19 protein-coding genes and 1 tRNA gene are annotated in these 24,933 nt (G+C 47.9%); 12 read left to right on the forward strand and 8 right to left on the reverse strand.

What is annotated here, in order from left to right; all coding sequences use genetic code 11:
• Nucleotides 1-234: 234 nt before the first annotated feature.
• From K6Q96_RS12105 to yejK, 3 genes are all read right to left on the reverse strand, one after another.
• A complete protein-coding gene (locus K6Q96_RS12105) occupies nt 235-2,730 on the reverse strand; it encodes an ATP-binding protein (protein ID WP_251876022.1) in 2,496 nt (831 codons plus the stop codon).
• 9 nt (nt 2,731-2,739) lie between these two features.
• Nucleotides 2,740-4,032 carry an Hpt domain-containing protein gene (locus tag K6Q96_RS12110; RefSeq protein ID WP_251876024.1) on the reverse strand — a complete coding sequence of 431 codons (1,293 nt, stop codon included), beginning with the start codon at nt 4,030-4,032 and terminating at the stop codon, nt 2,740-2,742.
• 191 nt (nt 4,033-4,223) lie between these two features.
• Complete coding sequence (yejK, locus tag K6Q96_RS12115; protein ID WP_251876026.1) at nt 4,224-5,237, reverse strand: nucleoid-associated protein YejK; 1,014 nt, start codon at nt 5,235-5,237, stop codon at nt 4,224-4,226.
• Nucleotides 5,238-5,313: 76 nt separating this feature from the next.
• On the opposite strand from yejK, the gene K6Q96_RS12120 reads away from it, so the two are divergent.
• The 5 genes from K6Q96_RS12120 to K6Q96_RS12140 all read left to right on the forward strand — a co-directional run bounded on the left by K6Q96_RS12120 (nt 5,314) and on the right by K6Q96_RS12140 (nt 10,319).
• A complete protein-coding gene (locus tag K6Q96_RS12120; protein WP_251876028.1) occupies nt 5,314-5,532 on the forward strand; it encodes a DUF1414 domain-containing protein in 219 nt (72 codons plus the stop codon).
• Nucleotides 5,533-5,588: 56 nt separating this feature from the next.
• Nucleotides 5,589-7,463, forward strand: coding sequence for a DUF3413 domain-containing protein (locus K6Q96_RS12125; RefSeq protein ID WP_251876030.1), 1,875 nt, complete (start codon nt 5,589-5,591; stop codon nt 7,461-7,463).
• Between the two features lie 113 nt (nt 7,464-7,576).
• Nucleotides 7,577-7,653 (forward strand) — tRNA-Pro (locus K6Q96_RS12130).
• A 95-nt stretch (nt 7,654-7,748) separates the two neighbouring features.
• Entirely contained in the window at nt 7,749-8,507 is a 759-nt protein-coding gene (locus K6Q96_RS12135) for a sulfite exporter TauE/SafE family protein (RefSeq protein WP_251876032.1), read from the forward strand.
• Between the two features lie 216 nt (nt 8,508-8,723).
• Nucleotides 8,724-10,319 (forward strand): GGDEF domain-containing protein, encoded by a 1,596-nt coding sequence (locus K6Q96_RS12140; protein WP_251876034.1) that lies wholly within the window; start codon nt 8,724-8,726, stop codon nt 10,317-10,319.
• Here the strand turns inward: K6Q96_RS12140 and K6Q96_RS12145 are convergent.
• The 3 genes from K6Q96_RS12145 to K6Q96_RS12155 all read right to left on the reverse strand — a co-directional run bounded on the left by K6Q96_RS12145 (nt 10,301) and on the right by K6Q96_RS12155 (nt 15,020).
• Nucleotides 10,301-12,235 carry a DNA topoisomerase III gene (locus K6Q96_RS12145; RefSeq protein ID WP_251876036.1) on the reverse strand — a complete coding sequence of 645 codons (1,935 nt, stop codon included), beginning with the start codon at nt 12,233-12,235 and terminating at the stop codon, nt 10,301-10,303. The two genes, K6Q96_RS12140 and K6Q96_RS12145, sit on opposite strands and share 19 nt — an antisense overlap.
• 111 nt (nt 12,236-12,346) lie before the next feature.
• Complete coding sequence (locus K6Q96_RS12150; protein ID WP_251876038.1) at nt 12,347-12,895, reverse strand: NAD(P)H nitroreductase; 549 nt, start codon at nt 12,893-12,895, stop codon at nt 12,347-12,349.
• 115 nt (nt 12,896-13,010) lie between these two features.
• On the reverse strand, nt 13,011-15,020 hold the full coding sequence (locus K6Q96_RS12155; RefSeq protein WP_251876040.1) for an NADPH-dependent 2,4-dienoyl-CoA reductase: 2,010 nt from the start codon (nt 15,018-15,020) through the stop codon (nt 13,011-13,013).
• Between the two features lie 161 nt (nt 15,021-15,181).
• Between K6Q96_RS12155 and sppA the strand changes: the two genes are divergently transcribed.
• Complete coding sequence (gene sppA / locus K6Q96_RS12160; RefSeq protein WP_251876042.1) at nt 15,182-17,038, forward strand: signal peptide peptidase SppA; 1,857 nt, start codon at nt 15,182-15,184, stop codon at nt 17,036-17,038.
• Nucleotides 17,039-17,134: 96 nt separating this feature from the next.
• Nucleotides 17,135-18,145, forward strand: coding sequence for an asparaginase (gene ansA, locus K6Q96_RS12165; protein ID WP_251876044.1), 1,011 nt, complete (start codon nt 17,135-17,137; stop codon nt 18,143-18,145).
• Between the two features lie 65 nt (nt 18,146-18,210).
• On the opposite strand, the gene K6Q96_RS12170 is transcribed toward ansA, so the two are convergent.
• Nucleotides 18,211-18,495 carry a YeaC family protein gene (locus K6Q96_RS12170; RefSeq protein WP_251876046.1) on the reverse strand — a complete coding sequence of 95 codons (285 nt, stop codon included), beginning with the start codon at nt 18,493-18,495 and terminating at the stop codon, nt 18,211-18,213.
• A 464-nt stretch (nt 18,496-18,959) separates the two neighbouring features.
• On the opposite strand from K6Q96_RS12170, the gene K6Q96_RS12175 reads away from it, so the two are divergent.
• Nucleotides 18,960-20,726 carry a calcium-binding protein gene (locus K6Q96_RS12175; RefSeq protein ID WP_251876048.1) on the forward strand — a complete coding sequence of 589 codons (1,767 nt, stop codon included), beginning with the start codon at nt 18,960-18,962 and terminating at the stop codon, nt 20,724-20,726.
• A gap of 156 nt (nt 20,727-20,882) precedes the next feature.
• Nucleotides 20,883-21,749: a DUF2989 domain-containing protein gene (locus K6Q96_RS12180; RefSeq protein WP_251876050.1), complete on the forward strand. Its 867-nt coding sequence runs from the start codon at nt 20,883-20,885 to the stop codon at nt 21,747-21,749.
• 70 nt (nt 21,750-21,819) lie between these two features.
• Here the strand turns inward: K6Q96_RS12180 and msrB are convergent, their stop codons facing one another.
• Nucleotides 21,820-22,215 carry a peptide-methionine (R)-S-oxide reductase MsrB gene (gene msrB / locus K6Q96_RS12185; RefSeq protein ID WP_251876052.1) on the reverse strand — a complete coding sequence of 132 codons (396 nt, stop codon included), beginning with the start codon at nt 22,213-22,215 and terminating at the stop codon, nt 21,820-21,822.
• A 488-nt stretch (nt 22,216-22,703) separates the two neighbouring features.
• On the opposite strand from msrB, the gene gap reads away from it, so the two are divergent.
• From gap to K6Q96_RS12200, 3 genes are all read left to right on the forward strand, one after another.
• Entirely contained in the window at nt 22,704-23,699 is a 996-nt protein-coding gene (gap, locus tag K6Q96_RS12190) for a type I glyceraldehyde-3-phosphate dehydrogenase (RefSeq protein ID WP_251876054.1), read from the forward strand.
• Nucleotides 23,700-23,799: 100 nt separating this feature from the next.
• Complete coding sequence (locus K6Q96_RS12195) at nt 23,800-24,663, forward strand: D-hexose-6-phosphate mutarotase (RefSeq protein ID WP_251876056.1); 864 nt, start codon at nt 23,800-23,802, stop codon at nt 24,661-24,663.
• A 40-nt stretch (nt 24,664-24,703) separates the two neighbouring features.
• On the forward strand, nt 24,704-24,910 hold the full coding sequence (locus K6Q96_RS12200; RefSeq protein WP_251876058.1) for a hypothetical protein: 207 nt from the start codon (nt 24,704-24,706) through the stop codon (nt 24,908-24,910).
• The last annotated feature ends 23 nt before the right edge of the window (nt 24,911-24,933 follow it).

A 24,933-nucleotide genomic window follows, 5' to 3' on the forward strand; every position in this document is an offset into this window, starting at 1 on the left:
AGCCGCGCTATTTTGCTTAGCGGCGCTTAAATTCCTTTGACCAAGATCAAGCTTTGGTGAAGAAGTCACCGGCTTTACACTAGGACCTGTTGACCGTTGGTGATGGTTTTTGCAGCAGTTTGTGGGGATTTTATGCAAGGCAGAGGCTTCGACATGTAGCTGGCCTACATGAGAAGCCGATAACGCAGCAGAAAGTCCCCACAAACGCTGCCCGAAGGGTTCTGCCCTGTCAGCTCACACCTCTTTTTCTACGGATAACACTTTCGCGCAGGCGACATAAATATCGTTTTCACGCAGTGGTTTACCAATATGCCCCTGCATTCCATTACTGATGCAACGCCAAATGTCGTCCTTCAGCACGTTCGCTGTCATCGCAACAATCGGTGTGTGCTGGTTGAAGTTGTTGGTGGAGCGAATTTGGCGTGTCGCTTCCAATCCATCCATCATTGGCATTTGAATATCCATAAAGATCACATCGTAGCCCTGCAAAGTCGCCTTATCGATGGCTGCAACACCATCTGTCGCTTTGTCCACCGTAAAGCCAAATTTGGCCAGCATCTTCTCTGCAATCATCAAGTTGATAGCGTTGTCTTCCACCAATAAACAATGTTTGCCCCTAAAAGAACCATTGTGTTGCTTCAACAACTCTCTACCCCTCACATCCGCTCCATCTTTCTCTATCTGGAGTGGCAGGAAAACTTCGAACTCAGCACCGCAGCCAGGCTCGCTGTAAACGGAGATAGAACCTCCCATCAGGTCGATGAGCTGCTTGGTGATAGCAAGCCCTAATCCAGAACCACCAAATTTACGCGTGGTCGAAGTATCAGCCTGCTGAAATTCATCAAAAATAACCTTGTGTTTTTCTGGAGAAATACCAACACCTGTATCTTTCACACGGATGCAGACACCGGTGTATCCACCATTTTCTTTACGCATTGAAACACTGAGGCGAACAATTCCATTTTCTGTAAACTTTAGCGCGTTAGAAACAAGGTTGAGCATGATCTGCTCTATACGATGTGCATCACCCAAGAACCGACGGGGACAGGCATCCTGATAACTGAATTCAAACACTAGCTGAGGTTTGTTGTTGATGGTCGGCAACATTAAGTCACGCACATACCGACCCAGCTTTTCAAGATCAAAAGGCGCTTCTTCCAGTTTAAGATGATTAGATTCCATTTTGCTGAAATCGAGAATATTGTTGATCAATGACATCAAGCCGCGGGAAGAGTGAGCGATCACTGACAAGTATTCAGCCTGTTTACCGGACATGGGTTCATCTTGCATCAAAGATGCCGCTCCGAGTATCCCATTCATTGGCGTACGGATTTCATGGCTGATGTTGGCAAGGAAGAGTTGCTTCGCCCGAGCGGCCTCTATGGCTCTTTCACGGGTTTCAACAAGGTTTGAACTAAGCTGATTAAACTCTGAAACCAGCATGCCCAGCTCGTCCTTATCTGGGTAATCAATCGGTGCAAAAGGCGCACCGCCTTTTTGCTGGACAAGCGCATTCCGCACTCTAGCCATTGGGCGAACGATCTGAAAATGAATCGAAACATAAGTGATGCAAACCAGCACAATTGCAACTAATGCCATCGCGAAGAAAAGATCGTTTTTCAGTTGTGTTGCTTCCACTAAAAGCAGGCGCTCAGGCAATGCGCCGACAAGCATCCAATTTGTATCAGGCAAAGTACGCCCAAACACGAGCGTGGTTTCATTGAGAATTGGATCGGTTTCCAATCGGTGGATAAATAGTCGCTCTGTGCTCCGGAATACAGAAAGGTTTGGCATCAGATCCGAAGCGACCGACACTGCATAGCCCAGATCAATTTCCGGAGATGATGCGACAATGGCCTTTGCTAAATCCATAACATTAGAATTGCTTTGGCGAAGTAGACGTTCACCTTGCGTAGCCTGACTGATAACTAGCGCTAATTCCGCAAACTCTGGTTCAGCGCTCGCTATTTCTTTTGCGCTAGGTAAGGGTGTTAAGGAAGGGTCATCCGCATATTTCGCGTCAGGGAAAGACATCATCGCACCTCCCCTGTCGAACATCAGCATGTAACCGCCGAGCTTTTCTCCACTTCGAGTCAAGAATGCTTGCAATCGCTCTAACTTGACATCGATGGTAACAACACCCACAAACTCATCTTCTTTGAAGATAGGCACGGTACAGGTCACCATCGGCTCGTTGGTATAAGGGTCTATGTATGCTCGAGACCAGTATGCTTTATCTTTCGCGTATCTCGCAGGTGCATACCACTCAGAAAGCTGGTAAGGCGTGGCATCGATTTCATTGTAATCATTGATGCGGCGATATGAGCCATCTTCCTCAACGGCGATGAATACCGATGATTTAACCAAATTCGCGTTGTAAACGTAGGGTTCAGGCCAAAAGCCGCCACTGGCAACCATATCCCGGATATTGGGGTTTCGGAACATGCTCGCCAGCTTCTTTTCTATATCGGCATCTGTATCTTGCAACGAAAGCGAGTTGGCAAGGGAAAGGGCGATGGTACCGACGCTGTTGGAAAGCTGCCCCAGACTCTGAGCCACGGTTTCAACCTGAGCTTCTACTCGTTGGTTGGCACTGTCACGAACCATGCTGTTACCCGTGGTATCAAGCACATAAACGATAGTCACCACGACTACGGCCAGCATCATCCCCAGTATCCAAAGGGCTTTGAAGCTCATTGTTTTGTACCAGGGTACGTCCTTCGTAAACACGCTGATTCCTTAAGATGCGGTGGTTCGGTGAGATCTCTCTATCTCTTTTAAAACAGCCTGAATGCTCACACTCAACAACTTTTCAAACTGCTTAACTTCGTTTTCGTCAATCATCTCACCCTTTCGAAGGCGCAAATCCGCTTGGGTACAGAATGCTTGAAGCGCAGAAGCACCAATGTTGCCAGAAACACCCTTGATGTTGTGAATTAGCGTACGGGTGCGGGCAATCTCTTTTGAATCAAAATGTTTTCTGAGCATTTGCCCGTCATTTTGGTGTTCAGCCACAAACATAGTTAACACAGATTCAATGGCCTCTTCGTCATCTTCTAGCTGCTCTTTCAATACAGAAGCTTCAAAAAGAGGCTCATCAGGTTCTTTAAATTTGAAGACGCCCGCCCCCTCATGGGCCTTGCTCTCTGCTTTAATTCTGTTGGCATTTTCATCTTTTGAATGAGTTTCGCTTTCAGCGTCTTTTCGTGAGGAAAGGAAAATCAAGCCAACAAGAAAACCAAAGCCGATGAACATGGCTGTCATTGTCTGGTCGAGAAGCACCAAAGTTCGGGTTGTCCAATAGCTTTGAAGTTGGGTTATCGAGCGCACAAACTTGTGATTAATCACCGCATCCACACTTTCAAGCTGGCGATTCAATCGCTCCAAACCTGTATACAGTGCAAACAGTTCGCTGCGTGTCATGCCTTCTGGCATCTTGGAAAACTCAGACTCTAGCTGTCCTACGTAGCCATTAAAGCGCGCAATACGGTTGCGGTGAGGAGAATCATTGAGACCATGCAGCTCAAAGAGTAAATAACTACTGATCCCTTGGACCAAGCGCTTAAGTTCTGGTTGCCTCACATCATCATGAAGTTCCTTCAACTGCTTGGTCACTGCAGAAATCGAATAAACAGATGCAAGTAAGTTATCTACATCTTCAACAAAGGCATCTGCTTCCAAGAGCGTGCTTTGAATGTCATCCCAACTGTCTTCGATGGTGTGAGATTTTGTGCGGAGTAACAAATAGCGGAAATGCTGGACCTCTTTTTCCAACTGAACGAGCTCATTTTTCTGGTTAATCATTGAAGCCGACACCGTCTGCCTCAACTGTTGAGCTGCATTGTTCAGTTTAACTACATGCCCGGCATGCTCGCGGGTATGGTTCATATCGGAGTAGGAAATCAGGGCATATACCACGGAGATACCAAAGCCGATCCAAAGAAGAAGGGTCAGCCATTTTTGGCTGGTGCGTACATTGCCTGAAAGTAATGAAGATTTATTTAACTGAAGCATTTCGGGCAGTGGTGTCACAGTTAGTCCTTTGTCTGGCAATGCCGTTCCGAATTGCGGGAACGAAAGCACATTGTCTCAAAAATTTACGATAGTTTCTTATAAATTAGGCAATATGTCTTATTTTGCAAACATTTGGCCTTAAAATTATCTAACTTAGAAGACAATATGGAATGAAATAGTGTATTTCATTCCATATCGCTGTTCGTGATCTACTCGTCGACGTTCAAGCGGCGTGTCAACTGGTCCCGAAGGTTTGGTGGTGTGCCTTTGATTGTCAGTGTGTCCGTGTCCTGATCGTAGAAAACGCGCTCGCCCAACAGCATGCTATCAAAGTTAATGGATAGACCGCCGCCACCGCCAACAAACTTAGTCAACTTGCGCATAGAAGTGCGATCGGCTGGGAAACTTTCTTCTAACTCATATCCTTGTTCAGAAGCAAACTGGTAAAAATCCACACCCTGGTCGTTCTGTGGTAGTTCACTTGCCAGCTCTTTTACCACCACTTCATCGCCAGATTGCAGTTGGCCATTACAGTAGTCGTATACCTGCTTGCGATATTGTTGTTTTTCTTCCTTTTCGAGGCGCGAATCTGCACAGTAATCCTCGACCGCTTGCATCAATACTAGGTTTTGCTGTTTAGAGTCCATGCCCACTTCTGCCTGCATAAAATCCAAGAAGAAGTCTGCGACTTTTCGCCCTACGCGACCCTTAACATAAGTCAAATAGCGATTGGATTCTGCATCGCTCTCCCAGGTAGAAAGGTCAATGCGTGCAGCGATATCCATCTTGGCAACATCCAGATAATCGGTACTGCTGATTTCCAGGTCATCCGTGACTTTCATGCTTGATTTTGATTCTAGCAATCCAATGAAAAGGTATTCTGTTGCCAAAGAACGGTATTCCGCAATGACCAGAACACCTTCATCAGCAAAAGGATACTTCGACAATTCGCTCTTGAGGCGCTCGGCAGATTGGGAAGAAAACGCCAAAAAGTCCATTTCTTGATTGCGACTTGCCTTCAACCATCCACAAAACTCACTTTCTTCAGCAAATTGACCGAAGCCTTTCCCAGCTTTCGCGTTATACACACGATGGATTTCGCTGATAAGATTTTCCGTGGAAGGTGAATGAGTTAACAGTTGATCTCTCAGTTGAACAACCAGCGTGTCTTCACCCTCTTTTTTGATTTGATGAAGAATAACGTTTGAAAGCGTGAGGCTCATAATTGAAAACATTTTTCGTCGGACTAAAGTGTGGGGTATTATACGCGGCTTCTCCTGACACAAGACAAGAGTTTCTATGCCTGTTACTTCTAAATATCAAGATAAAAACGTTGAACAGATCCTGAGCGATGTGGTCAATGTTCTTGAAAAGCACAAAGTATCTACTGACCTGTCGTTGATGGTTGTTGGTAATATTGCAACCAACATCATTAACAACAACTTGCCAGCAGATCAGCGTAAAGTGATCGCCGAAAAATTTGCTCAAGCTCTGCTGTCTTCTATCGATACAGAGTAATAAGTCGCGTTTATAAAAGTGACGCGCAGCAGAATAAAGAGAAGAATTGACCTTATATGGTAGACAGCGGAAACACCTACAGGGATAAAGTGTCCCAGCTCGTGAGCTGGGGGCACTGGTTCAGCTTTTTCAACATTATCGCAGCCATGTTGCTGGGCACTCGCTATATCGCTCAGTCTGGTTGGCCAGAAACATTGTTAGGTCAGACCTATCAATTACTGACATGGATTGGTCACTTCGGTTTTCTGGTTTTCGCTGTCTATATTCTGGTTATCTTCCCAGCAAGCTTCATTATCCCTTCACAACGGTTAATGAGGCTCTTTGCTGTTCTGGTTGCCACCGCAGGGATGACTGTCCTGCTGTTGGACATCTACGCCTACGAGACCATGCATCTTCACCTCAATCCTTTGGTGTGGGAATTGCTACTCAGTGGCGAAAAGACGGACATGAATGCCCACTGGCAATATCTGTTTGTGGTCGTGCCTGCCATATTCCTGCTAGAGCTCATTATTTCAGAATGGGTCTGGCGTAAACTTCGTAAACTTTCACGCAAGCGAGTCGGTGTGCCGATTGCCAGCGTGTTCGCGCTCTGCTTTATCGGCAGTCATCTGATCCATATCTGGGCAGATGCTTTCCTTTACAGCCCAGTGACCGCCCAACGATCTAATTTCCCGGTTTCCTATCCAATGACGGCCAAAACCTTCATGGAGAAATACGGGCTGCTTGACCGCCAGGAATACCAGCGTCGCAAAGACGCCATTGGTGATCAGGAAAGTGAGGTCATCCGCTACCCGCTGGAGAAACTCTCTTTTGCGGCTGATGCGCAAAAATTCAATCCGAACCTTTTGGTGGTAATGGTAGAAAGCCTGCGCGCTGATATGTTGGACCCAGTGGTGATGCCCAACCTGAACCAGTTTGCCAACAACAATCTGAAGTTCTCACACCATTACAGCACCAGCAATGATGCAATGGCTGGTATTTTCGGACTTTTCTATGGCTTACCTGGCAGCTACGCGCAAAGCGCTCGCACAGAAGGCTTGAGTCCACTTATTGTTGATACTCTGGAAAAACGCAACTACCGCTTCGGGTTGTTCAGTGCAGATAACTTTAAAAATCCAATTTATTACCAAAGCGTTTTTGGCAAACACTTAGAACAAGCCTCCAAGATACAAGCTTCTGAAACTTGGGTGGCTGACCATATTGCCGCAGATAACCTAGATAGCTGGATCAAGGAAGGCAGCGTCACGCAGCCTTGGTTTGCCTATCTAGAACTCAAAAGCGTCACCGATTATGAACAGGGTGGTGACTACGAACGTCCATTCCAGCCATCACTCGATAACGATATGGCAAGTGTGGGCGAACAAACATCGCTAGTGCTGAAAAACAGTTACAACAATGCGGCATATTATGTCGATACTCTGTTGGGCGAGACACTCGATACCTTGGAAGAAAATGGCCAGCTCGACAACACAGTCGTGATTATTACTTCCAACCATGGCACAGAGTTTAACGAAACTGGCTCTAACAGCTGGGGAGCAAACACTAACTACAGTAAGTATCAACTGCAGGTACCACTCGTGGTGCATTGGCCAAACCAGGGACCACGCGAAGTGGATGTTTACAGCTCACACCTCGATATCGTGCCAACATTGATGGAGTCTATGCTGGCTGTTGACAGCCCATCAATCAATTACACCAGCGGCATGAACCTATTCGAGCTTTCTGACAAACCGAGAAAATGGGTAATTGCTGGTGATAGCCGTGACATAGTTGTGGTTCAACCCGATAAAACCACGGTGGTGGATAAATTCGGTAACTACCGTGTGTATGATAGCAATTACAAGCTTCAGCCTGAGGGCAAACCACAGTTGTCTGTACTTATGCAGGTGATGCACGAGCTCAAACGCTTCTACCATCCAGAAGAAAATTAAAAAGAGGCCACCGTCAAGGTGGTTTCTTTTTATCCAAATGATTGAAATTCGCGGATTTAATAAAGAAAGGCGATTGACAGTCAAATACTCTATTCGTACCATGATCCAATAGTCGGTCTGTAGCGCAGCTTGGTAGCGCACTGTCATGGGGTGTCAGGGGTCGGAGGTTCAAATCCTCTCAGACCGACCATCTATTCAAGCCCACAGCTTTTTAGCTTTGGGCTTTTTCGTTTTTGCTTTCTTGGTTAGTATTCATTTCCTCATTTAAGTTATCTGGATAGCGAAATGGATGTCTCTATCGGTTTTGGCGTCTTGCTGGTCGTGCTTGGCTTTATCGCTGGCATTATCAATACCCTTGCAGGTGGCGGTTCAAACCTCACCATCCCAGCATTAATTGTGTTGGGTATGCCTGCTGAGGTGGCCAACGCCACCAACCGTGTTGGTGTGTTTATGCAAAGCGTTTCCGGCGTGGCTGGATTCCGCCACCACAAGCGTCTGGATAACCATGATTTGCTCCCCATACTGATCCCTACCCTTGTCGGTGGTGCAGTGGGAGCCGCCGCCGCAGCCTGGCTGCCCTCTTCTATCATCAAGCCACTCCTGCTCGGCACCATGCTTCTGATGGCATTTATCATGCTGGTAAAGCCTCAGGCAGTGATGCCCGATGAAGGAGAGCTTGCGCGTAAGGTTAAGGACACACCCGCAGCATGGATTGGACTTGGTATTGCGGGTTTCTACGGTGGATTTGTTCAAGCGGGTGTTGGGTTTGTGCTGATAGCCGCGCTGTGTGGAACGCTTCGCTATGACCTCGTGCGCGGTAACGCCTTAAAGCTAGTCTGTACGTTAGCGTTTACTGCCGTCTCGCTCGCAATCTTTATCTGGCAGGATTTGATCCTCTGGCTGCCCGGTTTACTGCTTGCGTTAGGTTCCATGTTTGGTGCTTGGTTGGCCGTTAAGTTTGCCATTAAAGCAGATCCCAAACTCCTCAAGTGGTTCCTGTTCTTGATGACTCTTGTAGGCGTTATTTTTGCGTATATTAGCTAACAATGACTGTATATTTTTACTGACGAATAAGCCAAATAACCTTACAGTGAATAAACTCATTACCCACATCACACACCACTAAACTCCGCTGTGAAGTCTGTCGAATATGAAGGAAAATTAGACATTGCTAAAAACAATTACTGTCATACTGGTCTTCTGAAGATTTAGAACTAAAATCACATTTTTCGTCAGTAGTCAGCAAAGGGAGTAATGGGCATGATTGCTTTGGATTACGCATTCTGCCTGAAAACAGGCGAAGCGATTTTTCCGCAAGAAAACCTGGATGCATTCTGTTTAGCCTTAGGGCAAACGCTCAATACCCTTGCTGGCGATAGCCACTGCCAAATATTTCTAAAGTCTGTAAATAGCTCAGACTGGAGGCAACTTTCTGATATTAAAAATGAAAACCTGACTGCCGCCTTGCCTACTGTTGAGCTAAATGAATCGACTCAAGCTCTGCTTTTATCTCTTCTCGCCGCTGACGATCACAAGCTGAGGAATGACCAATATCATTTGTTGCTCCCACTAAATATGCGTGGTGAGTTATTAGGCTGTCTGGTGATTTCAACAACTCAAGAAATCGCCGTCGATGCCAATGCGAAAAACATGCTGGCATTACTGCTTTCAGGTGCGCTGGATAGCCACCTACAACACCAGCTATTGGCTTGTGAACAAGCTAAACATAAAAATACCGAAAAGAAACTGGTGCAAGAAGTCTGCTCACAAAAGGGGCTCTTGGAACAGCTCCATATCCTACACAAAATCTCGTTGAGGCTCTGGCATGCCCACTCCATGGACAACATGCTTCACACTGCCGTCTATGAGTGTATTCATGCCCTCGATTTTGACCGCATGGCGATATTCCTACTCAACAGTCACACCGGCTTGATGCGGGGCACTTATGGAACCGATATCGACGGCAAAGTCACCAATGAGCAATGGTACTGTACGGCGATTCATGAGCATCACCATGCCAAGACGACGCTGGACAAGAAGCGCCATATAACTATTAACGAGGGATCTGAGCTTTATCATGACAACAAGGAAGTTGGCACTGGGTGGAATGCCACTATCTCGCTTTGGGATGGTGATGAACCGATTGGTTGGATAGCTTGTGACAACCTGATAACAGGGACTCCGTTAAAAAGCTACCACAGTGAGCTGTTAAAGCTATTGGGTATTACCATGTCGCAGCATCTTATTCAACGTCGCGCTCAGGACGATCTCAAAGCCCTAAACCTCTCACTGGAACACCGCGTCGCAGAAAGAACTTCCCAGCTCGAGGAAGCCAACAGGCGCTTAAACCAGATTTCCCGTGAAGACAGCCTGACCCAAGTGCCGAACCGCCGAATGCTGGATGAAAGACTGGAAGAGGAATGGCGCCGCGCTCTAAGATATCAAACACCACTAACCATACTGATTGTCGATATTGATCACTTCAAACAGTACAACGACAAATACGGCCACGCTTTGGGCGATCAATGCCTAACCCAAGTTGCTGGAGCTCTTAGCCAGGTCGAGAGACGCGCAGGCGCACTGTTAGCACGATTCGGCGGAGAAGAGTTTGTTTTCTTGTTACCGGGCAGTAACCGAGAGAATGCAATATCTGTGGCTAACCGCGCGCTGCAAGCCGTACGCAAACTGGAGATCCCGCACGGTGACTCACCCGTTGCGCCGATCGTGACCATCAGTGCGGGGGGGAAAACCACTATCCCAGAAAAGCCCAACAATCAGCAACAGCTGTTCATTGACGCCGATGTCGCGCTCTATGAGGCGAAGAACGCAGGGAAAAATCAGGCCTTTGTTTTATAACGGCGCTTTTTAGCTGGCGACCTTCCCTTTCCTTTCTTGAACCGATTTGGTTGAGCTGGCAGCGAACGAAGGCTATCCGGCACTGAGCCATGTCTGACGGTTTGCATTAGCACATTTAATTCAGACTCCAATGCAGTCATAAAAGGTTGATAAGCCCCTTTCTTTTCTGCCATATCATGAAGCTGGCGTTCCCATTGCGCCGTCATATCCGGATAGGCTGCTTTCTCAGGCAACGCATCAATCAAGCCTTTTCCAGAAGCAGTTGAGCGGATCTGCTTTCCCTCCCGAGAGAGCAGACTGCGTTTGAACAGCAAATCTAGAATCCCAGCCCGGGTTGCTTCAGTTCCCAATCCGTCTGTATCTCGAAGGATTTTCTTAAGCGATGGTTCTTTTACAAATCGGGCAATCCCTGTCATCGCCTGCAGCAACGTCGCTTCTGTGAAATAACGCGGAGGCTCAGTCATGCAATCTTTAATATTACCGCGCGCACAGGTCAATACAGTGCCTTTATCCAGCGGTGGTACCAAACTTTCGATATCTTCATTCTGCGCTGATTTATCTCGGGACAGCAGTGCTCGCCACCCCGGAGACATTAGCTTTTTCCCTTTTGCGATGAAAAGACCACCCGCAATCTCAAAGTCCAGTTTGGCTTCTGCGTACTCTGCGGGAGGATAAAATTGCATAAGGTATTGGCGAGCGATGAGTTCATACACATCACGTTCGCGCCCACTCAATGCGCTGCTGCTTTTCGATGTAGGAATAATCGCGTGGTGAGCTTCAACCTTACTGTCATTCCAAGCTTTCGACTTAAGGGAAAGGTTGGCATTGTTGACCGCTGTCGACAACGCATCAGTCGTTTTCGCTATCGCGGTAGAGACGCTTTGAGCTTCTTTGAAATGGCCTTTAGGGAGATAACGGCAATCAGAGCGCGGATAGGTAATCACCTTATGCTTCTCGTACAAGGCCTGACAACAGGCCAGTACATCGGCGGCGCTCATATTAAAACGCTTGGCCGCATCAATTTGCAGTGCAGACAGACTGTAAGGTAACGGTGGTGATTGTTTGGTTGTCTTGCGCTCTGATTTGGTCACCGTTGCAGGCTGACCTTCAATACGACGCGCCACGTTTTCGACCAGATTCCTCGCTAATACCCGCCCTTCTTCATCCTGCCATGGCTGGCAGGCTTCACTCGGCTGCCAACGTGCCAGAATGTCGGTACCTTGGTAAGGGATGACCGCATCCAATTGATAGAAAGGCTTGGGAATAAACGCTTCAATTTCGCGATCACGGCGGACCACCAGCCCCAGCACCGGTGTTTGCACCCGACCGACAGAAAGCACGCCTTGATACCCCGCCTGCTTTCCCAGCAAGGTGTAGGCGCGGGACATGTTCATGCCGTAGAGCCAATCCGCTCTTGAGCGCGCCAATGCTGACACTGAAAGCGGAACAAAGTCCATATTGCTGCGTAAGGCTGATAATGCCTTTTTCACCGCCGAGGCGTTCAGGTCATTAATCAACAGACGCTGGATTCGTTTTTTCTTGGCTTCAGAAAGCTTGGCGTGACTGAAGACTTCATCCACCAACAACTGACCTTCACGATCCGGGTCGCCTGCATGCACGATTTCATCAAACTGCTTGAGCAGTTTTTTCACCACGCCTAATTGTTTGGCGGCAGATTTACGCGGTTTTAAAATCCATTGCTGCGGAAGAATAGGAAGATCGTCAAGTCTCCAGATTTTATACTTTTCGTCATAAGCTTCTGGCTCTGCCTGCTCGAGCAAATGACCGATACACCAAGTCACCGTATCGCCATTTCCGGCAACAACATAGCCTTCGTGATTCTTGTGGGGCTTGGGAAGTGCTGCGACAATCGCGCGGCCTAGGCTGGGTTTTTCGGCGATAAAGAGTCTGGTCATATCGTTTGAAGTCTCGGACGATGAACCCACAATTTATCGAAATTCAGGGAAGTTAACAACAATTAACTGGATATACATCCAGTTAATTGCTTGAGTAAGATACAGAGCGTGTTATAGGTAAGTCACGTATTTTGCGGTATCACGCTTTGGCACACCAGCAGGCGTGCAATCTGGCGTACCTACATAGAGGAAACCAACAATTTCGTCATCACCTGACACATTGAATGCTTCACGAACAACGGGATGATACGCCCATTTACCCGTGCGCCAGAAACCTTGGAAGCCCTGCGCAACAGCCGCCATTTGCATCGCCTGCGCCGCGCAGCCAGCAGAAATATGCTGTTCAATCACTGGCACTTTGTCATGTTGCTTGGTACGGGCAATCACGATGATAACCATGGGCGCGCGATAAGGCGATTTGGTAGCTTTCTCGACCACGGCCTCTTCTTCTTTGTCAGACTCTGCCGCGCTTTTCAAAATGGCAGAAAGCTTATCCAAACCTTCTCCAGTTGCAACCACAAACTCCCATGGGGTCAGTGCGCCGTGGTCAGGTGCTCTAAGGCCAGCAGCCAGCATGTTATCCAAAGCTTCACCACCCGGAGCAGGAGCCAGTAAACGAGGAATTGAGCGGCGCTGGGTAAGAAGAGTTATCGCGTCCATATGTCATGTCGTCCCGAAAAGAGTTAGAAAATCACTTCCTCAAAATAACACAAAACCCGAGGGTCGACTCCACTCGGGTTTTGTGGTTTTTCATAGGATAGAGCAGAGTAACTGCCTAGAGTGAAATAGCCAGCTTAACGCCCTGACGAATCGCACGCTTGGCATCCAGTTCTCCAGCATGTTCCGCACCGCCAATCACATGAGCTTTGATGCCTTGCTCTTCGAGAGTTGAAACCAATCCGTTGACCGATTCCTGCCCGGCACAAACAATCACATGATCCGCTGGCAGAATATGGTGCTGACCTTCAAGCGTGATGTGCAGACCAGCATCGTCAATCTTTTCGTATGCCACCCCACCTAGCAATTCCACGCCGCGTTTTTCAAGCGTCTTCTTGTGGATCCAGCCAGTTGTTTTGCCAGGGCCTTTACCAACACGCCCTGCTCTGCGTTGCAACAACCAAACCTGACGCTGCGCGACATAATGAGGTTGTGGGTGTAGACCACCTTCATAAGAGATAGTTTTGTCGATGCCCCAGTCTTTTAACCAATCATCCAGCGTGTGATTTTCTGGCTCAGTAATCATGGTAGCAACATCAATACCTATACCACCGGCTCCGATAATGGCAACACGTCCACCCAGTTCAGGTTGCTCACGGATGAAGGTCTGGTAATCAATGGCTTTTGGATGATCGATACCCGAAATGGCAGGAGTACGAGGTTTAACGCCAGTCGCCACCACAACTTCATCGAAGCCTTTCAGAAGTTCTGCATCAACTTCGGTATTTAAACGCACTTCAATACCTGATTGCTCTACTTTTCGGGTGAAGTAACGGATAGATTCTTTGAATTCTTCCTTACCGGGAATTTGCATTGCCAAATTGAATTGGCCGCCGAGGGTATCGCGCTTCTCAAACAACACCACCTCAAAACCACGCTCAGCGGCTGTCGTCGCGAAAGACATGCCTGCCATACCACCACCGATAACCGCAACGCGGCGTTTGTTGGTAGCAGGAGTCACCACCAGCTCAGTTTCGTAACACGCCTGCGGGTTCACCAAACAGCTTGCACGTTTCCCTTTGAAGACATGGTCAAGACAAGCCTGATTACATGCAATACAGGTGTTGATATCGTCTGAGCGATCTTGCTCAGCTTTCGCCACAAATTCGGCATCGGCCAGAAATGGACGCGCCATGGAAACCATATCTGCTTGACCGGAAGCAAGGATATTTTCGGCCACTTCCGGCGTGTTGATGCGGTTGCAAGTAACCAGTGGAACATTTACCTCACCTTTGAGGCGTTCTGTCACCCATGCAAACGCAGCGCGAGGCACCTGAGTCGCAATGGTCGGCACTCGGGCCTCGTGCCAACCAATACCGGTGTTAATGATGGTCACACCCGCTTTTTCCAGCGCCTTGGCAAGTTCTACCACTTCATCATGCGTACTGCCCTGCTCGACCAGATCAAGCATCGACAGACGGAAAATGATAATAAAGTCGCGGCCTGCACGTTCGCGTACTGCTTTCACCACCTCCACAGCCAAACGGATACGGTTCTCGTAGCTGCCACCCCAGCTGTCATAACGGGTATTGGAACGCGCACAGATGAATTGATTAATCAGGTACCCTTCTGAACCCATGATTTCGACGCCGTCATAACCCGCTTCACGGGCAAGTTCCGCACTCTTTCCAAAGTCTTTGATAGTGTTCAGGATTTGGCGTTCACTCATGGCAGAGGGCGCGAATTTAGAGATAGGCGATCGCATATCAGACGCACTCAGTGCGAAAGGATGCATCGCGTAACGGCCAGCATGCAGAAGCTGGAGAGCAATTTTACCGCCGTTTTCGTGTACTGCATCAGTGATTGTACGATGCGCGCGGGCTGCTCGACCGCTGCTGAATTGGGCACTCAATGGGTGAAGTCGACCACGGAAGTTCGGGGAGAAGCCACCTGTTACAATCAGGCCAACACCACCTTTTGCCCTTTCGGCGTAGAAGGCGGCGAGCTTCTTAAACCCGTCATTCGATTCTTCCAATCCAGTATGCATAGATCCCATGAGTACGCGGTTTTTCAACTGCGTAAAGCCAAGATCCAACGGCGCGAGTAGGTGTGGGTAAGGCGAATTCATGATGCGCTTCCATGGTTATTATTAGTTCTGGTCAGACCAAGATAAGCCACTCAAACAAAAGTTTCAAACGTTTGTTTACATTTTTACAACATTAATCACCTCTATTCTAATCGGGTAGGATTCGTTACGATTAACAGCAATAAAAGAAGCTGGATAACCAAATGAAAACGCTTTTTAAATTTATCGGCACACTGCTGAAGTGGTGTTGGAAAGCACTCAGTTTTGCCCGTCAGTTGATTCTGAATATTCTGTTTATCGCCATGTTGGTTGGGATTTACTTCCTCTTCACTATGGAGCATGACGCTCCAACCAAACCGGTTGAGCAACCAGAACGAGCACTTCTGGTTGATATTTCTGGGCCAATCGTTGAAAAACAGCGCCGCGTCGACCCCTATGATTTCGCGACACGCAATCTTTTCGGTCAACAAATGCAGTTTGAAAATGTGCTTTACGATATCGTTGAGCAAATCCGAGCTGGTGCGAAAGACGACAAAATCAATGGCATGGTGCTAAGCCTTTCTGATATGTCAGAAACCAGTCTGACCAAGCTCCGTTACATCGCCAAAGCGATTAATGAGTTCAAAGCGACTGGCAAGCCTGTGGTTGCCATTGGCGGACACTACAATCAAAGCCAGTATTACCTCGCCAGCTATGCCGATGACATTTTTATGGCACCGGACGGCGCAGTACTGTTGCGTGGCTACGGCACTTATAACCTCTACTTCAAAGACCTGTTGGAAAACCTCGATATCACCACGCACGTTTTCCGCGTCGGGACTTACAAATCATTCGTAGAACCTTACACCCGTGCGGGCATGTCTGAGGAAGCGCGCGAAGCAAACTCTGTTTGGCTGAATCAGCTTTGGGGCGCTTTTGTCGATGACATTGCTACCAACCGCAACATTGAGGTTTCAACACTTTCACCGGATGCTGACACCCTAATTGCTAACCTCAAGGCAGCAAATGGTGATTTCGCGAAATTGGCTTACAACATGGGCTTGGTTGATGAGCTGATGACCCGTCAGCAAATCCGTACCCATTTGGCAGAAGTGTTTGGCAGCGATGGGGAAGACAGCTTCAACTATGTGAGCTTCTATGATTACGCGCCGCTGAACTTTGAATTACCTAAGGCAGATCAAATCGCCGTTGTTGTCGCAAGCGGTGCCATCGTGGATGGCTTTGAATCTGAAGGCACTATCGGTGGTGATACCACAGCTGCACTTCTTCGTGATGCACGCCTGAACGATGCAATTAAAGCGGTGGTTTTGCGTGTAGACAGCCCTGGCGGCAGCGCCTTTGCATCAGAAGTGATCCGCAATGAAGTGGATGCTCTCAAGCAGGCAGGCAAGCCTGTCGTTGTATCTATGTCTAGCGTGGCAGCATCTGGTGGTTATTGGATATCCTCAAGCGCGGACCGCATTCTGGCGCAGCCAACAACCATCACAGGTTCTATCGGTATCTTTGGCATTTTGACCACCTTCGAAGACGTGCTGGCGAAATACGGCGTTTATAACGACGGTATTGGTACCACGCCGTTCGCCGGTGTAGGCGTGACCCGTGCGTTACCGGAAGAAATCAGCAATATCATGCAGCTTGGCATCGAGAACGGTTACCAGCGCTTTATTGGCTTGGTAGCGAGCCAACGTAACCTTTCTCTGGAAGACGTTGACCAAATCGCGCAAGGCCGTGTATGGACGGGTTACGACGCGATGAAACGTGGCTTGGTTGACCAAATGGGCGACTTTGATGATGCGATTGTAGCAGCGGCCGAACTGGCACAGGTGACGGATTACTCACTGAACTGGATGGAAGAGCCTTTGACGCCAGCGCAGCAGTTCATCTACGAGTTCATGAACCAGGCAATGGTGACACTGGGCCTGACGGAAACAGTAAAATTGCCAGACGCAGTTCAACAGTTTGCTAACCATGCCGTTACCGAGATAAACAACCTGAATAACTTCAATGATCCAAACGGGCAATATGCGCTCTGCCCAAATTGCAGTTATTACGAAAACTGAGACCTCTCAACAACCCCCGGCGAAATCCGGGGGTTTTTTTCGTGCATCCACTCCGTATAATGCGCGCACTACCTCGGCTACATTTAAGTTGTGAAGATGGAAAGAAAACACATTTATATCGCCTACACTGGCGGCACAATCGGCATGCTGAAATCAGAGCAGGGCTACATTCCTGTGTCTGGTTTTATGCAACAACAACTCCAACAAATGCCGGAATTCCATCGCCCAGAGATGCCAGAATTCACCATTCACGAATACAGCCCACTGATCGATTCTGCCGACATGACCCCTGCGGAGTGGCAGCGCATTGCGGACGACATTCGTGATAACTATGAAAAATACGATGGCTTTGTGATTCTCCATGGTACAGACACCATGGCTTACACCGCTTCCGCGCTCTCTTTTATGCTGGAGAACCTGGATAAACCCGTCATAGTGACAGGATCACAAATCCCGCTGGCGGAGCTTCGCTCTGACGGTCAGGCGAATCTGTTGAACGCACTGCATATCGCTGCGAATTACCCTATCAATGAAGTGACCTTGTTCTTCAACAACCAGCTTCTTCGCGGTAACCGTAGTACCAAATCCCATGCAGATGGTTTCAATGCTTTTACGTCGCCAAATCTGCCGCCTCTGTTGGAAGCGGGTATTAACATCCAGCTCCACGGTGCAGAAATCGATAAGAAGCCGGAAGGTGCTTTCAAAGTTCACACGATTACCGAACAGCCTGTTGCCATTATCATGATGTATCCGGGGATTTCGCCGGAAGTGATCCGCAATGCGCTGAAACAACCAGTTAATGCGATGATCCTGCTGACCTTTGGTGTGGGCAACGCACCTCAGAATCAAGAGCTGCTAGGCCTGCTTCGCGAAGCGACTGATCGCGGCGTCGTGGTGTTGAATCTGACCCAGTGTCTGGCAGGTAAAGTCAATATGGGCGGTTACGCTACAGGTTGTGCGCTGGCAGAAGCAGGCGTTCTTAGTGGGTATGACATGACTCCGGAAGCAGCACTGGCGAAACTGCACTTTCTTCTGAGTCAGGACTTGCCAATGGATGCCATTCGCACCCAACTACAACAAAATTTGCGCGGTGAGCTATCGCATTGAGCCTAAAAATTAGTAAGGCCAGTAATCATGCTGGCCTAACTGATAACGCTGATTAAAGTCTTCCACTACTCGTCGTTCAACTTGGTTTGAACGATGGTGTCTTGGTCCGGTGCAAACTCTCTTTTGAGCTGTGCTTTCGACTTCATCGTGATATCACCGCCAGCGGCAACTGACATGTGCTGTGGGTCAGTGTTGTGGCGGGATTGATAAAGCATCACCACCTGCATGGCATTGTCGCGCTGCTCAGGCGTCAAAGGTGTACCCTCAGGCCACTTCCCTGTTTCAACAGCGTACAGCAAGCGCTCAAAAGCCTCTGGCGTAATAGTGGACAGTAACTGCTCAATATCCATGGTAATTCCTTTTTGTTCTTATGCACTCAAAAGCCAACACAAAAGAGCGCTGGGCTGCGGTGAGAAATGCAACCCATTTAAGAGTTCATATTCAGGGTTCAAAGTAAACCAAACCGCTAAAGTACAACGACTAGTTGACAGAAAACACAACAAAGGTTTTGGAGTCAGTGTTTTCTCATACCAAGACTCAATCTTTCGTAGCACTTTAGTACCTATTTCAATTCTGCTACGCCCGCAATACTACTGATTTTAATCTGAATACGCACCTCACGGCTTGAGAGATCCCTGACCTTTTGCCACTTTATGCGACGGCGCTCGGTCAACAGAAACTGGTTTCACTAAAACCAATTGAACAAAAAACCAGACACCATGTCGTGAAATCTGTCCCGCCCGTTTAATACACTGACTCCACGACGCTGTACCCGTGGTCTCTAGAACAATACTTTTCGATCAAGGTACGCCTTATGGCATCCATTTCTGGCGATAACACAAATAACAATCTGGTCGGTACCACCGACGACGACCAAATATATGGTCTATTGGGAAACGATACACTGCGTGGCTATGAGGGTAACGACGCGGTGTACGGTGATTCTTCAGAGTCTGAAATCACCGCCTTGTCTCCTGATACCGATGGTTATTACTCGCTACAAGAAGAGACGCTGGTGACAGTCACTTTGTCACAGTTTAATTTCTCTACTGTTGAAGAGAAAAGCCTGGGGTATGCGATCCTAGACGCTTCAGGCGAAGTGATCAGCCGCGACATCATTGTTGATTACGTTAGTCTTGCTGAACGTGGGTCGGCTGTTGACATCAATGTGCCAGGCGGTGCCAAACTCGTCTTCTTTACCATGCCTTCAACCGAGTTATTTGGCTTTGAGTGGCGCCCATTCGATCTCAATGATGTTGACACTAACATCTCATCTTCTGACGTCACCATAGCTGTTGAAGAGATCGACAGTGACACCAGTACGCACGGCAATGACAACCTCTACGGATACGAAGGTGACGATCGTCTCTACGGCGAAGGCGGTAATGACTTTCTCGTCGGCGCAGATGGAAACGATATCATCTCAGGTGGTGATGGAAACGACACGCTTTGGGGCGGCAACGATGACGACCACCTGCATGGCGGAAACGGTAACGACATCCTCCAAGGTCAGAACGGCACTGACAAGCTTGAAGGCGGTTCAGGTGACGATACCCTTTATGGCGGACGTGGTGATGACACTATCCTCGCCGGCGGCGACAACGACTTGGTCTTCGGGCAGGACGGCGATGACTACATACGCGGTGGAAGCGGAAACGATGAAATCTGGGGTGATGCCGGTAACGACACTATTCGTGGCGACCAAGGCGATGATTACATTAACGGTGACGATGGCGAAGACCTGATCTTTGGCGGCTCTGGCGACGACGAAATCTATGGTGCCGCAGACGATGACGATCTCCGTGGTAACGCGGGTAACGACACCATCTATGGCGAAGATGGCAACGACTTCCTTCGCGGAAATGGCGGAAATGACTATCTCGATGGTGGAGATGGCGATGATACGGTTTACGGCAACATAGGCAGTAATACTCTGCTGGGCGGCAAAGGTAATGACTACATTTTTGCCGGATGGGGCAGTTTCGATAACCTGCTCGACGGTCAGGAAGGTGAAGATCTCCTAAATGGAGGAACAAATACAGACACACTGATTTTTGACCTTGATGACTTCCAGGGCCAGACACTGACACTTCCCAGTGACAGAGTAATTAACAAGCACATCTATGATGCGGCTACCGGCTTTGATGTTCTGAAAATCTCTGGTTCAGTGCACGCCGATTTTACCGGAGAGGCCTACCAAACAATGCCAGGTGTTACTGGTAACATCATTGCGGGTATTGAGGCTGCCATTGGTGATGCTGGCGATCAGACAGTTACCATCAACATCCACGAAATTGACGCGCAGTCAGACACCACAACACGCGACGATTGGCAAGGATTTGTGGCTTGGCTTGGTGAAGGCGACGACACGCTGAATCTGACTGGCGTTCAGTGGCAGTACGAAGCTGCTGGCACGTCAAATGCTGATATTACACCGGCAATGCTCGAAAAAATGGGACTAACAGCCACACAAGCTGCTGATTTACAGGCTTATGTTTTCACTGATATCCGCGATGGTGATCAAGTGACCATTTGGACTGATGCTGAAAACATCACTTATCTTGGTACTGATATCGTCTGATATCAGCAAACTTTATTAAAGGGCCAGCCAACGTGCTGGTCTTTTTTATCTTCTGTGGACTCACGCAAAAGTCGTGAAATGAACATAAACTGAAAAGTAGTGTTTATGTTATAAGTCATATGTGTATCAATAGAGACGATAAGAGCCACGAATACGATGAAGAAAGGCTTATTGAATAATCCGATGAAGCTGGCGTTTGCCGCCATGACTCCACTCTTGCTTGCGGGCTGCTTTGAGAGCAACCGCAGTACTGCCCAGCTTTGTGAAAATTATCCTCAGATCTGTCAAAAGCTTAACGTCCGTGATGGCCAATGCCGTCATGAGCGCACCGACCTTATTTGGAAACGCTACGACGTCATCAAAAAAGATTCAGACCTGAATAAATTCGACGAATTGTTGCTGACAAAGAAGTATGCCAAGTGTATGGAGCTTGCCGCACAGATCGAAACCACAACGTTGAAATCGAAAAAGACGCTGCGAACAGAAGCGTTGTTCCATGCCTATGACGCTATTGATAGCATTGAGCAGAAGTTGAAGTCTTCTTATCAGCCTTCCATCATCTACTATCGCTGGACACAGGGTGACAACGAAGCGCTGGAGCAGTTCCTTAAACTGGAAGAAACCGAGTATTTGGACACGCCAGAGCTACAATTGGGGCTGGCCACTTACTACGTAGATAAAGACAAAGAACACACAATCAAACTGCTATTGAAAGCCCTCTCATATTATGATGGCCGCGCTGGCGAAACCCGTGAAAAGGCAATTCCAGATGTAGTTAAATCTCTCGCAACGGCCAATCATTCAATAGGAAAGCTTGATGATGCCTACATGTGGGCGCTGGTAGGCGGAGAATTGGGGCTGCCAATCGCTAAAGAAGCACAGCTTAAACTGCTATACCCAATGGCAGATTCAAGGCGTGCAACTATTGCTGACATTGCAAAAGATATAGCGTCTGAAATCGAAGATGGTGATTTTGAAAAAGGGCTACTTTTGCAGCTTGCAACATTGGGTGATCCGACCTGATAAATGCCACCTCTTAAAACCGAAAAGTGCGCCGAGAGCGCACTTTTTGTTTTCTGGTACCCAGTGAATTTCAACTTTTGCTTTCATCGTTCTGCTCAGCAAAAGTCATCGACACAGAATTCACGCAGTAGCGCTGTCCTGTTTCTGTCGGCCCATCATCAAACACATGACCTAGGTGGCTATCGCACGCTGCACAACGGATCTCTGTTCTCACCATCCCATGACTTTGGTCTTCAAGATAACGAACAGCACCATCTACGGCCAAATCAAAGCTTGGCCAGCCGCAGCCAGAATCAAATTTTGTACTCGAATCAAATAAAAGAGCATCACAACAGACGCAGTGATATGTTCCTTTCTTATGATTGTGTAATAAAGCACCAGTATATGGCGCTTCCGTATGCCCCAGACGGCAGACCTTATATGCCTCTTCAGACAGAGACGCTTTCCACTTATTATCTGATGTCATGACTTCCTCTTTTGCGGGAAATTTCGCTTTCCGGCAAGCCGGAAATTGGCAAAAGATTTTTACCTGCTTATCACCCTAAGTACCACCCCGGATAATAAGCTTCGCCTGTCAGGTCACAGCTTCAGTGGCTAGATGACTTTTGTCTCATCAACAATGGCTTACGCCCAGCGCAGGCAAACTCGTTTTCGATTCTCAGTTTTCGCACTTACCGAACAGCATATTGTCACCATACTTGTTTAGCGAAGCAGATATGCGCCTTAAAGAGTATGACAGATGGCGTTGTACAAATATCAAGCTAGGGTGTTTTACGGGAATATCTCAAATATTTTGTAGCACATTCAAATATTGTTTGGGCGATGTAAAAATAATCCGTACTAATTTTTGACTTTAAGCAATTTAGATGGGTTTTTTGCTTGCATGGGTGGTACCGATTCTGTAATTTTACTACCAATTTCCTTTCACTAGATATTAAGTTGTGGAGCAACATAATGACTATCAAAGTAGGTATTAACGGTTTTGGCCGTATCGGCCGTTTCGTTTTCCGTGCATCTGTTGAGCGTAACGACATCGAAGTTGTAGCAATCAACGACCTGATCGACGTTGACTACATGGCGTACATGCTGAAGTACGATTCAACTCATGGTCGCTTCAACGGTACTGTTGAAGTTGTAGACGGTAACCTGGTTGTTAACGGTAAGACTGTACGTGTAACAGCTGAGCGTAACCCAACTGAACTTCAGTGGGACGCAGTAGGCGTTGACGTTGTTGCTGAAGCTACTGGTATCTTCCTGACTGACGAAACTGCTCGTCAGCACATCACTGCTGGTGCGAAGAAAGTTGTTCTGACTGGTCCATCTAAAGACGCAACTCCAATGTTCGTTATGGGTGTTAACCAAGAGACTTACGCAGGTCAAGACATCGTTTCAAACGCTTCTTGTACTACTAACTGTCTTGCGCCAATCGCGAAAGTACTGAACGACAAGTGGGGCATCGAGTCTGGCCTGATGACTACTGTTCACGCGACTACTGCAACTCAGAAAACTGTTGACGGTCCTTCCGTGAAAGACTGGCGTGGCGGTCGTGGTGCTTCTCAGAACATCATCCCATCATCAACTGGTGCAGCTAAAGCAGTTGGCGTAGTTCTTCCAGAACTGAACGGCAAACTGACTGGTATGGCTTTCCGCGTACCAACTGCAAACGTTTCTGTTGTTGACCTGACTGTTAACCTGAAAGAAGCTGCTTCTTACGCAGAAATCTGTGCGGCAATGAAAGCTGCTTCAGAAGGCGAGATGGCTGGCATTCTGGGTTACACTGAAGACGAAGTTGTTTCTCAAGACTTCATCGGTGAAGTTCAAACTTCAGTATTCGACGCGAAAGCTGGTGTTGCTCTGACTGACAAATTCGTTAAAGTTGTATCTTGGTACGACAACGAAATCGGTTACTCAAACAAAGTTCTGGACCTGATTGCTCACATCTCTAAGTAATCATTCCGGATTGCCGATAAGGCATGAGTGACAAAAAGGCGGCTGATGGCCGCCTTTTTTGTACCTGAATTTTTGTAGCTAATTTTCAAAAGGCACCTTCATGGACGTTAAGCAGCTCCCTACCCTTGCTGTTCTCTCTGACTATGTCACCGTCTGCGAACTGGACGGTATTAAAGTTGTTCGTGTTATTCATCCAAAAGCCACTGCCGCTGTTTCACTGTTTGGCGGTCACGTGCTCAGCTTCACGCCAACCGGCAAAAAAGAAACCATCTGGATGAGCGAAAAGGCGGATTTTACCGGTAACAAAGCCATTCGTGGCGGTGTACCTGTCTGCTGGCCTTGGTTTGGCAAAGCTGCAGAGCCTTCACATGGGTTTGCACGAACCAGCGAATGGAAACTGAACAACCATCGAGAAAACGAACAAGGCGTAATCATCAGCCTGACGTTGTCAGACAACGCAGAAACCCGCGCGATTTGGCCTCATTCATTCCATGCAGAAATTTTGGTGGAAGTCGGTGACACACTCAAAGTCAGTTTGATCTCAGCCAATACCGGCGAGCGGGCAATGCAAATCGGTGGTGCGCTCCACTCTTACTTCAACATTGGTGATATCCATCAAACCTCAGTGTCTGAGCTAGGCAACGAGTACATTGAAGCAGGTGAGCGTAAGCCAAGCTCGGGTAGCGCGACGTTCGAAAGCGAAGTTGACCGAATCTACACACAGGCAGCTAAGACTGTCGTCATCGAAGATGCAGCCAATCATCGTCGTATCGCTGTAGAGAACTCAGGTAACAATGGTGTGGTAGTCTGGAACCCATGGCAAGCACTGGCCGAAGGCATGGCTGATATGGAAAACGACGGATTTTTGACCATGGTTTGTGCAGAATCCGCTGTGTACGACAGAAGCGTGACGCTGCAGCCGAGTGAAAAACATACGCTTTCAACGGAAGTAATTTGTAAATAAATCTTTAACTAACAGTGATTTCATCAAAGCCGGAACCTTAATGTTCCGGCTTTTTCGTTTTCTGGCACGTGCAATGCAAGTTGAAAGAGTCCGTCATGATACCAAGCCAAACATGGCGAAACGCGCTGTTTGGGAAGTCTTAAGTGTGACGGAAGTTAGAAACCCACAAAAAGGCGTCTCTTTAGTGAGAATCCTCTATTGGGAAGGGATCGATAGAAGAATTCCCTGTGTATATACGGCAGAGTAGAGATGTTAACACATTCATATCGT

The sequence above is a fragment of the Grimontia kaedaensis genome (assembly GCF_023746615.1).
In the GTDB taxonomy this organism is placed as follows: domain Bacteria; phylum Pseudomonadota; class Gammaproteobacteria; order Enterobacterales; family Vibrionaceae; genus Enterovibrio; species Enterovibrio kaedaensis.

What these genes read in the sequence shown, in the direction of transcription:
- yejK (WP_251876026.1), bottom strand. Translation starts at nt 5,237, where the DNA reads ATGAGCCTCACGCTTTCAAACGTTATTCTTCATCAAATCAAAAAAGAG.
- K6Q96_RS12120 (WP_251876028.1), top strand. Translation starts at nt 5,314, where the DNA reads ATGCCTGTTACTTCTAAATATCAAGATAAAAACGTTGAACAGATCCTG.
- K6Q96_RS12125 (WP_251876030.1), top strand. Translation starts at nt 5,589, where the DNA reads ATGGTAGACAGCGGAAACACCTACAGGGATAAAGTGTCCCAGCTCGTG.
- K6Q96_RS12135 (WP_251876032.1), top strand. Translation starts at nt 7,749, where the DNA reads ATGGATGTCTCTATCGGTTTTGGCGTCTTGCTGGTCGTGCTTGGCTTT.
- K6Q96_RS12140 (WP_251876034.1), top strand. Translation starts at nt 8,724, where the DNA reads ATGATTGCTTTGGATTACGCATTCTGCCTGAAAACAGGCGAAGCGATT.
- K6Q96_RS12145 (WP_251876036.1), bottom strand. Translation starts at nt 12,235, where the DNA reads ATGACCAGACTCTTTATCGCCGAAAAACCCAGCCTAGGCCGCGCGATT.
- K6Q96_RS12150 (WP_251876038.1), bottom strand. Translation starts at nt 12,895, where the DNA reads ATGGACGCGATAACTCTTCTTACCCAGCGCCGCTCAATTCCTCGTTTA.
- K6Q96_RS12155 (WP_251876040.1), bottom strand. Translation starts at nt 15,020, where the DNA reads ATGAATTCGCCTTACCCACACCTACTCGCGCCGTTGGATCTTGGCTTT.
- sppA (WP_251876042.1), top strand. Translation starts at nt 15,182, where the DNA reads ATGAAAACGCTTTTTAAATTTATCGGCACACTGCTGAAGTGGTGTTGG.
- ansA (WP_251876044.1), top strand. Translation starts at nt 17,135, where the DNA reads ATGGAAAGAAAACACATTTATATCGCCTACACTGGCGGCACAATCGGC.
- K6Q96_RS12170 (WP_251876046.1), bottom strand. Translation starts at nt 18,495, where the DNA reads ATGGATATTGAGCAGTTACTGTCCACTATTACGCCAGAGGCTTTTGAG.
- K6Q96_RS12175 (WP_251876048.1), top strand. Translation starts at nt 18,960, where the DNA reads ATGGCATCCATTTCTGGCGATAACACAAATAACAATCTGGTCGGTACC.
- K6Q96_RS12180 (WP_251876050.1), top strand. Translation starts at nt 20,883, where the DNA reads ATGAAGAAAGGCTTATTGAATAATCCGATGAAGCTGGCGTTTGCCGCC.
- msrB (WP_251876052.1), bottom strand. Translation starts at nt 22,215, where the DNA reads ATGACATCAGATAATAAGTGGAAAGCGTCTCTGTCTGAAGAGGCATAT.
- gap (WP_251876054.1), top strand. Translation starts at nt 22,704, where the DNA reads ATGACTATCAAAGTAGGTATTAACGGTTTTGGCCGTATCGGCCGTTTC.
- K6Q96_RS12195 (WP_251876056.1), top strand. Translation starts at nt 23,800, where the DNA reads ATGGACGTTAAGCAGCTCCCTACCCTTGCTGTTCTCTCTGACTATGTC.
- K6Q96_RS12200 (WP_251876058.1), top strand. Translation starts at nt 24,704, where the DNA reads ATGTTCCGGCTTTTTCGTTTTCTGGCACGTGCAATGCAAGTTGAAAGA.